The organism is Photobacterium sp. SKA34 (assembly GCF_000153325.1).
Classification (GTDB): domain Bacteria; phylum Pseudomonadota; class Gammaproteobacteria; order Enterobacterales; family Vibrionaceae; genus Photobacterium.
In genome coordinates, this window is the sequence record NZ_CH724141.1 from 594,742 (window position 1) to 608,239 (window position 13,498).

Annotated in this window: 11 protein-coding genes and 1 pseudogene; 8 read left to right on the forward strand and 4 right to left on the reverse strand. The window is 36.8% G+C overall.

Annotation, left to right across the window (positions count from 1 at the left end; all coding sequences use genetic code 11):
* Positions 1 to 207: 207 nt before the first annotated feature.
* On the reverse strand, positions 208 to 3,033 hold the full coding sequence (locus tag SKA34_RS04185; RefSeq protein WP_006644263.1) for an FAD-binding and (Fe-S)-binding domain-containing protein: 2,826 nt from the start codon (positions 3,031 to 3,033) through the stop codon (positions 208 to 210).
* 151 nt (positions 3,034 to 3,184) lie between these two features.
* On the opposite strand from SKA34_RS04185, the pseudogene SKA34_RS22650 reads away from it, so the two are divergent.
* Positions 3,185 to 3,772, forward strand: a pseudogene (locus tag SKA34_RS22650) (LysR family transcriptional regulator).
* A 6-nt stretch (positions 3,773 to 3,778) separates the two neighbouring features.
* Here SKA34_RS22650 and SKA34_RS04195 read toward each other — a convergent pair.
* A complete protein-coding gene (locus SKA34_RS04195) occupies positions 3,779 to 4,261 on the reverse strand; it encodes a GreA/GreB family elongation factor (protein WP_006644266.1) in 483 nt (160 codons plus the stop codon).
* A 283-nt stretch (positions 4,262 to 4,544) separates the two neighbouring features.
* Here SKA34_RS04195 and SKA34_RS04200 point away from each other — a divergent pair, with 283 nt between their 5' ends.
* Positions 4,545 to 4,973, forward strand: coding sequence for a hypothetical protein (locus SKA34_RS04200; protein WP_006644267.1), 429 nt, complete (start codon positions 4,545 to 4,547; stop codon positions 4,971 to 4,973).
* A gap of 83 nt (positions 4,974 to 5,056) precedes the next feature.
* On the opposite strand, the gene SKA34_RS04205 is transcribed toward SKA34_RS04200, so the two are convergent.
* A complete protein-coding gene (locus SKA34_RS04205) occupies positions 5,057 to 5,629 on the reverse strand; it encodes a porin family protein (RefSeq protein WP_006644268.1) in 573 nt (190 codons plus the stop codon).
* Between the two features lie 449 nt (positions 5,630 to 6,078).
* On the opposite strand from SKA34_RS04205, the gene SKA34_RS04210 reads away from it, so the two are divergent.
* The 6 genes from SKA34_RS04210 (at position 6,079) to SKA34_RS04235 (ending at position 11,603) form a co-directional block, all read left to right on the forward strand.
* Positions 6,079 to 6,696 (forward strand): hypothetical protein, encoded by a 618-nt coding sequence (locus SKA34_RS04210; protein ID WP_006644269.1) that lies wholly within the window; start codon positions 6,079 to 6,081, stop codon positions 6,694 to 6,696.
* Positions 6,697 to 7,642: 946 nt separating this feature from the next.
* A complete protein-coding gene (locus SKA34_RS04215; RefSeq protein ID WP_006644270.1) occupies positions 7,643 to 8,158 on the forward strand; it encodes an SRPBCC family protein in 516 nt (171 codons plus the stop codon).
* Positions 8,159 to 8,333: 175 nt separating this feature from the next.
* Positions 8,334 to 8,867 carry a GNAT family N-acetyltransferase gene (locus tag SKA34_RS04220; protein WP_006644271.1) on the forward strand — a complete coding sequence of 178 codons (534 nt, stop codon included), beginning with the start codon at positions 8,334 to 8,336 and terminating at the stop codon, positions 8,865 to 8,867.
* An 81-nt stretch (positions 8,868 to 8,948) separates the two neighbouring features.
* Positions 8,949 to 9,881, forward strand: coding sequence for an L-2-hydroxyglutarate oxidase (lhgO, locus tag SKA34_RS04225; RefSeq protein ID WP_006644272.1), 933 nt, complete (start codon positions 8,949 to 8,951; stop codon positions 9,879 to 9,881).
* Positions 9,882 to 10,199: 318 nt separating this feature from the next.
* Positions 10,200 to 10,505: a DUF1289 domain-containing protein gene (locus tag SKA34_RS04230; protein WP_006644274.1), complete on the forward strand. Its 306-nt coding sequence runs from the start codon at positions 10,200 to 10,202 to the stop codon at positions 10,503 to 10,505.
* Between the two features lie 63 nt (positions 10,506 to 10,568).
* On the forward strand, positions 10,569 to 11,603 hold the full coding sequence (locus SKA34_RS04235) for a DUF2157 domain-containing protein (RefSeq protein ID WP_006644275.1): 1,035 nt from the start codon (positions 10,569 to 10,571) through the stop codon (positions 11,601 to 11,603).
* Between the two features lie 83 nt (positions 11,604 to 11,686).
* On the opposite strand, the gene SKA34_RS04240 is transcribed toward SKA34_RS04235, so the two are convergent.
* On the reverse strand, positions 11,687 to 13,447 hold the full coding sequence (locus tag SKA34_RS04240; protein WP_006644276.1) for a lysophospholipid acyltransferase family protein: 1,761 nt from the start codon (positions 13,445 to 13,447) through the stop codon (positions 11,687 to 11,689).
* Positions 13,448 to 13,498: the final 51 nt, after the last annotated feature.

Below are 13,498 nucleotides of genomic sequence, written 5' to 3' on the forward strand. Positions count from 1 at the left end.
ATCTGAATATAGAATGAGGCCTAATAGTATACGAAAAAAAAACATGTTCTCTTAACTTTCAGCCAATCATTTATGCAATGTAATATATCGAAATAAGACATTAAGAATATCATTCTAAACACAAAGCATTATTTTATAAGTCGCCCTAACTAAACATAAAAAACGCTGATAGTTTCTTATCAGCGTTTTTATTTAAAAAAGCAACACTTACATGCTGACTTTATCAACTAAATAGAGAATTGAGCGATATTCTATCCCGCTATGTTCAGATAGTCCTAATTCACAAGTACGACTATTAGAGTAACCTTCAGTACAACCTACAGGTACTTGACACTTTAAAGGCACTAGTGAACTTGCGTTAAGTTCTGGTGTGGTAAAACCTTTATCGCCGGCAAAACCACAGCAGGTAATATCGTCTGGAATAATCACTGTCTTGGCACAAGCTTTAGTGACTTTTTCCATCACCCCAGCTAACCCTTTACGGCGTGATGTACAGGTAATGTGTAACATCACAGGATCTTCTTGCTGTGTAATCGTTAATTTTGGTATCACATAATTTGCCACAAATTCAAAAGGCTCGTAGATTTTAATTTCGCTGCGTAGTGTTTCTTTTCCTGTACTTGCACAAGGACTGGTATCCATTAATACGGGATAGCTTCCTTCACTAGATACTTCCCATAACGCATTTTCTAATTGCTGTGCCTTTTTCGCTGCCGTTTCAGGAAAACCTTTACTAGTATATGGCATGCCACAACATTGGTTGTTCAGATCCTTTGGCATAACAACGTCATAGCCCGCTTTTTCAAGCAGAGAAATTGTCACGTCGACTAATGGTCGAGGATCTTTTGCATTCGCTTCAGTACCCATTGTACGTGCGGAACAACTCGGGAAATAAACTATCTTTTCACGACCCACTTTTTTAACTTTCAACATTTCTGTTGATTTTACCGCGACAGGCATATGTGAAGACCACATAGGAATACGATGGCACGACAAGTCATAAGCAGCCTTCGTCAACTTGCGCATCTTATTAGTGCCAAGTACCTTATGCATTCCATTTGCGACAGTTAAACCAGTTTTAGCCACTGACGTAACGATTGAAAAATGATCCGCAGTCCAATTCGCAATTTGTTTTGCTTTATCTGTATGGTTTTGACGTAATTTACGAACAAGATCGCCGGTATTAATGCCAACAGGACAACGATCGGCACATAACCCTGTTGCGGCACAGGTATCTAAGCCGTAGTAACGATAGGTTTTTTCCATCTGAGCAAGACGACGAGGATCTTCGTTAGTTTTTCTTAAACGAGAAATTTCACGAAATACTGTATTACGTTGACGTGGTGTTAACGATAAATTACGAGAGGGACAAACAGGCTCACAGAAACCACATTCGACACACTTATCAATCAACTCATCCGCTTCAGGCATCCCTTTTAAATTTTTGATATGTGATTCTTTATCTTCATTAATGATCACACCAGGGTTTAAAATGCCGCGCTTATCAAAAATACGTTTAATATTTTGCATTAATTGATAACCATCAGCTCCCCATTCAAGCTCGATAAACGGAGCCATATTACGCCCAGTACCATGTTCTGCTTTTAATGATCCTTTATAATCGACGGCCACTAATTGAGCCACTGCATCCATAAAATCACTATAACGGGTTATTTCTTCTTGGCTATCAAATGATTGAGTGAATACAAAGTGGAGATTTCCCGCCAATGCGTGACCAAAAATGATCGCTTCGTGGTAATTGAACTGAATAAATAATCCCTGTAATTCACGTACTGCAGGTGCTAATTGTTCAATTGGAAAGGCAACATCTTCAATGATAACTGTGGTTCCTGTCTCTCGCACAGCCCCCACAGATGGGAATAGCTCTTTACGGATTCCCCATAACTGCTCACAGATTTTGGTATCACGACTAAAATCAACCTGAGCAACCGGTGAGAAGCCATTAATAATAGCTAGCAACTGTTCAATTTGTTGCTGTAAAGCAGCATCATTATCAGCATGAATTTCAATCAATAATGCCGCAGCTTCAGTATCACCTTTTTCACCAAGATCTGCGATAAAACTCGGCATTCCCGGCTTGTCGGCAACAGATGCTAAAGAACGGCTATCCATTAATTCAACCGCAGCGACTGAGGTTTTGCTCAATTCACTTACCGCAAGGCAAGTGATTTCAATATCGCTAAAAACAAACAATCCAGATGCTTTATGTGCATGATTAACAACAGTGTTATAAGTTACGTCAGCAATAAAACCTAATGTACCTTCTGAGCCAATAAAAAGGTGTTGTAATACGTCAATCGGATCATCAAAGTCAATCAGCGAATTAAGACTATAACCTGTGGTGTTTTTTAAACGGTATTTATGGCGGATCTTATCTGCCAGTTCGCTGTCTTCCTGACACTGGGTGACAAGTGTCATCAACTCATCAATCATTTCTGCATGACTGAGTTTAAAGGCCTCAATGCTGGCACTATCTAGTGTATTTAGTACTGTACCGTCAGCTAATACAACCGTCATCCCCGCAACTGTGCGGTAACTATTTTCTGAAGTACCACAACACATACCTGATGCATTATTAGCAACAATACCGCCAATTTTACAGGTATTAATTGAGCCAGGATCAGGGCCAATTTTACGACCAAATGGCGCTAAATATGCATTAGCTTCTGTACCGATAATACCCGGCTGGAGCCAAATCTGTTCGCCATCATTTAGAATCTCATAATCACGCCAATTTCGAGTCAGCGTGATTAACACAGAATCGGACAGGGCTTGACCAGATAAGCTGGTACCAGCAGCTCTAAATGTCACCGGAATTTGGCGGTCATAACACGTTTTAACGGCAAAGATCACCTCTTGCAAATTATCCAGTTGAAGGACAACTTGAGGCGTTAAGCGGTAAAAGCTGGCATCGGTACCATAGGCCAGTGCGAGTGTTGGATCGGTGATAATGCGACTTTTATCTATTTGTTGTTCTAGTTGCGCAATCAGTTCAAGGTAGGGCTGCTGCATTATAGCTCCATGTATATCTACGAATTAATCGCTTTATTTCTTATAGGTATATTCTGCTCTGTTTAGTTGATATATATTACCTAATTCACATATTTGTTGAAAAAGTACACCAATAGATGAAAGCAACGAATAATCTACTCCTTTTTATCATCTGATTGATAAAGGTTCTTTTAGTAAAGCAGCCGAGCATATTGGCTTAACAAAATCTATATGTAGTAAGCAACGTATCACAGCACTTGAAAAAGCGTTAGGCGTTCAGCTTATTTATCGGACCACAAGCAAGTTGACGCTGACAGAAGCCGATGATGTTTTTTATCATCATGCGAGTAAGACTACAATACTGTTCAAAATGCAGAAGATACAATGTGTGGATTGGGTGAAAGCTTAACAGTTAAGATACGTATTACTGCTCCTATCATTTCGGGTGAGCTCATGGACGAATGGTTAATTGAAGATACATTAGGTATTCATACCGTTAAAGTAAAAGGCAACTTTACCACTAATAACGCTTCTGCTTTGCGCGGCGCTATACGGACAAGGCTTGGTCTACATTCCCAAAGTATTAGTCGCTCAAGATCTGAAAAAAGGTGACTTGGTTGAAGTACTAACTGATTATGTAGAAAAATCATTAGGCATTTATGCGGTATATCCTTATACCAAGCAGCAACCAATGAAAGTAAAACTCTTTATTGAGCATATTTATCAGTATTATCAAAAATACCGAGATACCTTTAAATAAAATGATTTAATTGATCGCCATAACTTCATACCAAGTGACTTTATCACCAATATGAATATCGACTTCTTCACCGATCTCACGACCTACCAATGCATCACCAAATGGCGAAGTTGGTGTCACTATCGTGACAGAATACTGTTCAAACGTTACGACTAGACCACCAGAGCTGGGACCCAGAAAAACAAAACGCATGTTATCGTCTTCATCAGCTAACGTTACAATATGCCCAAGTAGTACAGTATCAAAGGCTTTAGGTAAGTTAGCTTGTAACACTTGATAAGCTGTTATATCGGCTTTGCACTCTTCTACTCTTTGTGCCTGGCCATGTGCTAAATAAGACGCTTCAAGCGCCAGTGTGTCATATTGATTTTCTGCAACATTTTCATCATCAGTAGCCGTATTATAGGCACGTAAAGCCGCTTCAGTCGCCGCTTCTAATGTTTGTTGTAGCCTAATTTGTACCTGATTTAATAACTTCTGCTTATTCACTTTTACTGCCTATGATCTCAAACGCGCCATATCATAATACGACTTTGTATGAATTCATATTTTCGTCATTGTGTATCTTCCTAAAAAGCGACTTATCTAGAACAGAAGCCCCCTAAAAGAGCATTTTACGATCAATTAAAAGTAACATTGCAGATGTAATGACTAAAGATGTCGCTTAATCTTTGGCGAAAAATCACTAGCAATTGTCGTGTACTATCAAAACAAAATAAAACAGTCTGTTAAAGTAATCACAGCTTTAATAAAACAACAAAAGGTACACTCAATGACAGAATCAAGAACTCCTGACTGGGATAATATAAAAACTTACGAGAAGTTATATCAGGAAATATTAGTCAATCCTGACACATCAAAGTTTCATCATTATTTTACGGAAGATTGCTATATCAATATTAACGATAAAGAATATGATGCTGATGCTGATGCTGATGCTGATGCTTTTAAGCAACGTATGATCTGGTTGAAAAAGAATGCAAAGGTTAAAGTTGAAGTAGTTAACTTTTTTACCTCAAAAGACGGCACTAAGATAACAGACACGCATTTATCTCACTCCATAGATGCAGAAGGAATCAAGAGAACTTATCGTGTTATGCAACAATCCGAACTTGAAAATGGCAGGATAAAAAGATTTATCGACAATACATTTATGCTTAGTGGTAGTGATTCAGATTATAGTATTACAACAAATAAATAATTTTATTGCTTACCTTTAGCTTCTACATCGCATAGCACCCCACTTTAGGTGAGGTGCTAAGTTTTTATAAAAGATTAAATTTATCAGAATTTATAATCAACGGACCAAACTACTTGCTCTGTTCCTTTTAAACGAACACCATCTGTTTTGTAATTTTGATCTAGATAACGGTATGTTAGATCAGATGAAATATTATCCGTTAGCTGAACCATTGCACCTAGCTGCCCACCCCATACAAAATCAGTGGAGCTATTTTTTAACGATTCTTCTGATATCTTAGCTGTTAATTTATTATGAGCAGCACCCATTGACGCACCAGCAAAAAGGTTAATATTAGAAGTGACTGGTACTAGGTAATCATAAGAAACTAAGTATAAATCTTGCTTATGCTTAGCCTTAATAGTTGCTTCATCTGAAGCGATATTGAAATTATCTTTCTTATAACCGTAGGTTGCCATTAAGCGGTGATGGTTATCGACAATTACACCACCACGGATTTGGTAGCTAGCATCTTCACTGTTCATTTTAGCCGCGTCTTTAAAGTTATCTAATTGATAACCCACACCACCACCCATAAATGTTTCTACATTTGTTGCCATAGCTGGTGCTGATACAATACCTGCTAATACCAATGTAGATAAAATAGACTTTTTCATAATTTTATTCCTAACTCATTGTTATAAATGAAAGTTACTAACCTAAGAGGAAGGTTAATTAGCTTTCAAAATGCCTTTGCCTTTTCGTTAGCAACAAAACTAAAGCATTTCTCCTGTATGAAAACTTAACAAATAAAACACTATTTTATTAGATAAATACAAACTGAATAAGGATGAATTTAAGCGTCTAAAAAGCATCTCAAGTGTAAGTAATTATGTCAAAATACATTACAATCCATATGAAGAATAAAATATAATTCGATCTCTAGTTCATCACCATGCTTTTTATTACTCTCATAGACCGTCAGCTAATGGCTTTTTGGAATAAATGTTTCATTTATGTTGAGCTTGGTTCCAAAATAATATTTCGCTATTTACTCTAATCACAAAAATTTATTACTAATAAAGTAATAATTAAAGTTAAGCACTTTAAACACGATAGCAATAGTATGGACATAACTCGTGAACAACCAAACTCAAGCATTACGAATAATGAAATAATGGAAAAACGATTAAAAACACGACTGACTCTGCATACGTTCGCCACTTTCTTATTACTAGGAAGTTCTGCGCCGCTATATGCTTATGCTCTTTCACCTATTCACTTACTGAACTATGTCGATTCATATGGCAATGTCTCATTAAGAAACAGTGGAGATATACAATTACCCGATCCACTTGTGATCACTGGTAACTTGAATCTTGAAAAAAGCAAGATTTCACAACTTCCACGTAGCCTGACAGTTAAGGGGAATCTTAATCTTGCTTACACTGAAGTTAAGTATCTCCCCTTAGTATTTAACGTCGATGGATTCGTTAACCTTGCTCATTCAAAAATTAAAGAACTTAACAATGGTATGAGAGTAAAGGGAGATCTCAGTTTAATGGGAACTGAAATCCAAAAGCTTCCAGATAACCTCTATGTAAAAGGGGATCTTTACTTAAACAACAGTAAAATAACTAAACTTCCTAATCAAATCATCGTTGATGGCGATATCCACATTAAAGGTACACAGATAACAAAAATCCCAAAAAGTGCAAGAATAAAGGGGCATATTATCAATTAACAAGTTATTGGATTATTTTATATCTAAAATAGCAATCGTTTGCCTTTTAATTTAAATGCGAATTTTAAATATAAGAAAGCCAGAAATATTTATTTATTTCTGGCCACTGATACTCAATAAGTATTTAAAATTACATTATTCAGATTTTGAACATTTAACGGAGGATTTGTTAAATGTATAAGACTTTCTTAATCACCTAAAAGAAAGTCTTTCTGTCAGCATTGATTATGCTTTTTCAACTTTAGTAGTTTGATTTTTGTAGTAAAACCACTGTCTACGGTTACGTGTTTTCATTTAAAACCTCTCATTAATCTTATATGAGTAAGGTTGATATCACTAAAATTAATACCGTTCTTACTCTTTACTTATCTGTTCTACTTAAACAATTTGATGTGACATAAACATGACATCGCAATAATTTTTTGTGAACATCTTTTTTATTAATATATCTTAGGCTGCGAACTATCAGAAAAGTTCACAGTAGATTATTAAAATGATTTTTATAGATATGGGTTCGATAGGAAGTATTGAAATGCAACCATAGCTAAGTATTATCAGCTACGTTTTCTTACTTAAAAAACCTCGAACAATTTATATCGATGACTCAATATATGTATCTTTCGCTCATTTGACAACCACTAAAATAGATTTTTGTGTGATTCAACTCTTTATTTTATTATACAAGTGATCACATCCTATTAATGACAATGATAAGTCATTGTAAAATAAGTACATTTAATAGCGATCGGCAGTTTATACCAACGTTATATCCTCTAAAAAAATTTAATCAAAACTGCCAGTTTTACTTTTGATTATTCAGATCATGGCCGTTGATTCCTTTTAACACTATCAGCAAATAAATAAATTCTCTTAAGGTTTCACTTTAACTTTCAACAACCACTTGTTAATGATATGTTAAATGCAATTAAGTACTATGGAGACGATAATGACGATTCATACCGTTACTTTAGAGGTAACCGCTAATGTGCCTAAAACTGTTCTTTTTGCATTACTTTCTGATCACGCTAAATTAGGGCGCTTTTTTAATGCTGAATACTCGTTGATTCGCTCAGGAAAACCAGAGGTTAATGGGATCGGTGCTATACGAGAGGTAATTCAAGGGCCATTTACGTATCAAGAGCAAATCATTGATTTTAAAGAAAATGAACACATTCACTATCAAATAATTCAGGGCGCTCCAGTGAATGAACATGGCGGATGGATAAAATTTAAAAGTATCAATGCAACCCAAAGTAAAATTCATTATCACATTACTTTTTCTCCTAAAATTAAAGGCACTGGCTGGTTAATTAAGTTTCAAATACAAAACTTCTTAAAACAAGCGCTAGCAAACGTGATTCAACACAGTGAAGATATGTGGAAATCCACAACGACAGTGAACGCTTATTCACGCAATACCGCTTCGAAAAAAGACATTCCAACCAAAGCCCGCATTAAATAAGCGCAACAGCATAATCACGATCAGTTCTACATTTTTGATTTTCTCTTCCCGTAAACACGGCCCTTATTGCGCAATCTTTGATCAAATCGAGGGCGTACATATCAAAATACGTTTTAATAGCTCAACAATATGCCTTTAATTGCACTTATATTTACGTTGAGAGGTCCTCTAAACAATGTATCAATCGCAACTGCAACTAACAACTGACAGGTTAATTCTTCGTCCACTACAATTATCAGATGCGACACAAATTCAACATCTGGCAGGTAATATCGATATTGCAAATAGTACTATCAGTGTTCCTCATCCCTACTCTGACGGTATGGCGGGGAAATGGATTGGTAAGCATTTAGCTGGTTGGCTCACCCAAAACTCAGCGATCTTTGCGATAACGTTAAAATCAAATCACCAACTGGTTGGTTGTGCTGGACTTGAAAATATACAAAACGGTAGTGGTCAATTGGGCTATTGGATTGGTGTACCTTACTGGGGGAATGGATATTGTACTGAAGCAGTTGAACGTCTTAAAGAATTTGGTTTTAACCGATTACAACTCAAACATATTTATGGTCGCCACAGTAAAAACACCACAGGGCCTGCAAAAGTGATGCTAAAAGTAGGTATGTATCCTGTTGATAAACTTTCTATTACTTCTATTGATAATATAAATAATGACATTTCATTGTATGAGATCACAACAACAGCATGATACCTTTTTAATAATAACATCGTATAATAAATAGCATTATTATTCTCTCATTACGCATTTCCATATCAATGGGAGGATTAAGTGTTAGATTGTGATTTTCTAGTTATTGGGGCTGGAATAATTGGATTAAGTACAGCATGGGAACTGCAACAACGTTTTCCCCAAAAAAAGGTATGGGTTATCGAAAAAGAAGCTCATGAAGCTTTCCATCAAACAGGCCATAATAGCGGTGTTATACATGCTGGTATTTATTACCCTCCAGACAGCTTAAAAAGTGATTTTTGTCTTCGTGGCAATCAAGCGATTAAAGCCTTTTGTGGCGAGTTTAATATTCCTTTCGAACAATGCGGAAAATTAGTCGTTGCCACAAACACAACCGAGAAACAACATTTACAACAACTAGCAATTCGGGCTGCTCACCTTGATATTAATATCGCCCTTCTCGATCAACATGCGCTGAAACAAAAAGAGCCTAACATTACAGGTATTAGTGCTCTTTTTGTTCCAGATTCTGCCATCGTTAATTATCGCTTGATTTGTCAAAAACTTGTTGAGTTGATCCGGCAACATAACGGGCGTGTTATTTTTAATCAAACTGTTGAAGCAATCGAAGAGAAGACTGATAACGTTGCTATTAAATGTATAACGAAAACATTTTTAGCGGGTAAATTAATTGCGTGTGCTGGACTACAATCCGATAGAGTTGTTTCTATGCTTGGTACTCAACCCTCCTTTTCTATTGTTCCTTTTAGAGGTGATTACTACCAAATCTCAAATAAGCACAACGATCAAATTAACCATTTAATATATCCAGTCCCAGATCCCAACTTGCCTTTTCTAGGGATCCACTTAACTAAAATGATCGATGGTAGCATTACTGTTGGACCCAGTGCAGCCTCAATTTTGCGCGTGAGGCTTATGATTCACCAATGTTTAATCTTAAAGATAGCTTGGACTTACTTAGCTTTAAAGGCCTATATCCTCTGTTATATAAACACTTATCATCAGCATTAATAGAGTTTACTCAAGCAGTATGGAAACCCTCTTATTTAGCTAAAGTTCAGAGCTATTACCCTCAATTAACGATCTCTGATTTGCAATCTTATCCTTGTGGAATAAGAGCTCAAGCGGTGAATAAACAAGGTCAACTAATTGATGATTTTATGTTTCATCAAACAGCATTAAGTCTTGTCGTATGCAACGCCCCCTCACCAGCTGCTACATCATGTTTTCCTATCGCTCAGTATATTGTTGATAAGCTACGCTATGAGTGAGTGATGTTTTTGATATACTCGCCAGCATCAAAAATTATCGTAAATAAGGGATCTTGTAGTGAAAAGCCCATGTGTTGCCAAGTGTAAGAATAGTGATGGTATCTGTAGTGGTTGCTTACGCACAATGAAAGAAGTTATAGAATGGCAAAACTTTGATGACATCAAGCGAGAATCAGTTATGGCTGAAATTAAAGGGCAGCCTGATACTCATTTTTGCCCTGAATGCCATGAGCCCGCACATTGCGATATTAGTGCAGGAAAGGCAACGTGTTGGTGTTTTGAATTAGATAACCGTGACACTGCAGATTGTCCTTCAGGACGCTGCTTATGTCGTAAGTGTTTATCAAAGCAACCTCTCGCTTAATAATAAATGGCGTTCTAACTTATTTAGATCGCTTTGCAAGCCTTTTGTTACTAGGACAGTGAAATGACACTTAAGCTTAATAAAAGAAAAGCACAAACCCTTGATGAGGCCATTGCGCACTGGGAACAAGAAAAACTTGTAAGTATGGAGCAAAGTGAGCACTTACGACAAAGTTATCAAGTTGCAAATTTTGATTGGAAACTACTTGCTGTTTATTCGTTCTGGATAGCTATTGCTTGTTTTATCCTCTCCGTCATTTTGTTAGTTGCTGATAACTATCTAATGTCTTTATTGGCTAAATTAATTAATACACCAGCCAGTGTTTTAACAATTATTACCGCGTTTTTATCCGCAGCTTTATATTATCTAGGCGTTAGAAGACGTACTAAGTACCCAGAAAAAAGTATTAGCAATGAAGCAATTTTCTTTTTTGGTGTATTACTCACGGCGGTTTCTGTCGGTTTTTTAAGTAAAACAACACTCGCTGAACATTGGCGAGAAAGTCTATTTGTTACTATTCCTGCCATCATCTATTGTGCGTTAGGTATCAAGTTAAGATCGGTTTTAATTTGGTTATTTTTCTTATTAAGTGCGGGGCTATATTTACTATCAGAAACTGCCTATTTAAGTGATAGCCATTACCTCTTTTTAGGAATGAATATACCACTACAATTTACTTGTTTTGGCGCCATCATTATCTTAATTAGTCTATCTTTTCCAAAAATAAAAATACTAAAACCGCTAACAGAAGCTACACGTTTTTCTGGACTGCTCTATTTTTTCACTTTTTTATGGTTACTGACTATATTCGGTAACTATGACAGTTTTCATGAGTGGTCACAGATAAAACAAGTGGAATTATGGGCATGGAGTCTCTTAGCTTTAACTTGTTGTAGTATCGCAATTATTATTGGTATAAAAGCTAATGATGTTATGACGCGAACATTCGGTATTACTTTTATGTTGATTGTGCTGTATACCGAGTATTTCACCTATTTTTGGGGCGAGATTCATAAGGCACTTTTCTTTGCGATACTTGCTCTTAGCTTTTGGTTTATCGGTACACGAGCTGAAAAGTTATGGCAACCTAATCAGTAAATAACACGTATATTCTTTCTACCATTAAAACGGGATAGCTTGACAATAAAGCTATCCCGTTATGAAAATAATCAATCCAATCGCTATCGATGATAGGCAATATATTGCTTTGCCTTTTTAAGCCCCATATATTTAGCGAGCGTCTTTTCTGCGACCTGACGTAAATCAACCACAATTAAACCATCCAACGAATCATTAAAAGCAGGATCAACATTAAAGCAAAGTAGTTTGCCATTTAAGCCTAGATATTGCCTTAACAAAACTGGTACACCTTTCTTATCGTTATCTAATCGACTCACAACTTTTGAGAGCAGTTGAATATCAGTAAGCGCTGCCAATATATCAGGATGATGATAACAACGATCCCCTTTAGGCAAAGGATAACTAGGCTTTACCAACGTTGCTACCTGCTGATCGTAATGGTGCACCTCTAGACTAGCAGCTAATAACTGGCGGGCTCCTAAACTATAGTCATTACTTATACTCACAGGGCCAAATAAGTGCGTGTATTGAGGGTGCCGATACACAAATTCGCATATTCCTTTCCACAGTAACAATAGTGCGCTAAGACTACGCTGATAAGGCTGAGCAACAAAAGAGCGCCCTAACTCTAATGATTTACCTAACTGTTTCACTAACGCCTGCTCATAATTAAACAAGGTTCTTGAGTATAAACCTCCAATCCCTTGCTGCTGTATGATTCGATCAGATGCTCCTAAACGATATGCGCCAACCAACTGCTGTTTCTCTTTATCCCATACGAATAAATGATAATAAAAGTCATCAAACCGATCTAAGTCCAACGCTTTTCCAGTGCCTTCCCCGACCGCCCTAAAATTAACTTCTCGCACTCGACCAATTTCTTTCAATAAATGTGGCGCGTCTTCAGCCGTAGTGCAGTAAACATCAAAGCGAGTATTTTCAATAAGCTTCTGATCATGAGGCAAATGTGCAATTTCTGCTGCTAATAATTGAGCAGGGATAGGAGGATGAATCTCAGCTATTTCAGCATTCGATACAGGTTCTTGCTTTGTTGGTTGAGATAAATAGTTTGAACCTAAAAGATAAGTATTAAGCCGTAAGTAATTAACTAGCTGATAGTCATCTTTAATATTCTTCACTTCCGAATAATGTATAGCTTCACCGATCGCTAGCCCTATACATTGTTGGCGTTTATTTAGCATCTCTCGCCCAAGCATCGCAGTACGTAATAATGGATGAATTTTCCCTGCTAAATAAAACTTTTTACTGTTTTCACCATTAATAAAAATCGGTACCACAACTGCTTCATGACGACGAATAAAGCGACTTACGGAGCGATTCCAACTTTTATCGACTAAGCGTTTTTTTTGATCTTTAGTCGATACTTCTCCTGCAGGGAATACCAGTAATAAGCCCCCCTCTGCAAGATGATGATGTGCTTCTCTTACCGCTTTTGCATTCACTTTTACTGTAGATTGACTTTCAAAAACATCAACGCCAATAAACAGGGAATCTAATTCAGGCACTGTTTTTAAATATTCATTAGCCAAAATTTTTATATCTGCACGAACGGAGAGAAGAAGTTCAGCAAGAATAATGCCTTCCACACCACCAAGAGGATGATTTGCAACAATCAACGTTGATCCTTGCTGTGGGATTGTTTGTACCGAGCCTTGTTGGAGTTGATAATCAATCCCTAACGATTCCAACGCATACCGCACAAAAGTTGTTCTATCTGAATCAATGGGGCGCTTTAAATAATACTTATTAAGCTGCTTTAGTCCTGTAACCCATTCAGCCACATTCTCAGCAATACCTAATGGCGTTTTTCTTGGAAGCAAAAAAGGCGTGTTCGTTTCCATACTTTCACCGCAAATCACAGAATTTGGTGTCAGTATAAAAAGGATAAATGA

What these genes read in the sequence shown, in the direction of transcription:
- SKA34_RS04185 (WP_006644263.1), bottom strand. Translation starts at nt 3,033, where the DNA reads ATGCAGCAGCCCTACCTTGAACTGATTGCGCAACTAGAACAACAAATA.
- SKA34_RS04200 (WP_006644267.1), top strand. Translation starts at nt 4,545, where the DNA reads ATGACAGAATCAAGAACTCCTGACTGGGATAATATAAAAACTTACGAG.
- SKA34_RS04205 (WP_006644268.1), bottom strand. Translation starts at nt 5,629, where the DNA reads ATGAAAAAGTCTATTTTATCTACATTGGTATTAGCAGGTATTGTATCA.
- SKA34_RS04210 (WP_006644269.1), top strand. Translation starts at nt 6,079, where the DNA reads ATGGACATAACTCGTGAACAACCAAACTCAAGCATTACGAATAATGAA.
- SKA34_RS04215 (WP_006644270.1), top strand. Translation starts at nt 7,643, where the DNA reads ATGACGATTCATACCGTTACTTTAGAGGTAACCGCTAATGTGCCTAAA.
- SKA34_RS04220 (WP_006644271.1), top strand. Translation starts at nt 8,334, where the DNA reads ATGTATCAATCGCAACTGCAACTAACAACTGACAGGTTAATTCTTCGT.
- SKA34_RS04235 (WP_006644275.1), top strand. Translation starts at nt 10,569, where the DNA reads ATGACACTTAAGCTTAATAAAAGAAAAGCACAAACCCTTGATGAGGCC.
- SKA34_RS04240 (WP_006644276.1), bottom strand. Translation starts at nt 13,447, where the DNA reads ATGGAAACGAACACGCCTTTTTTGCTTCCAAGAAAAACGCCATTAGGT.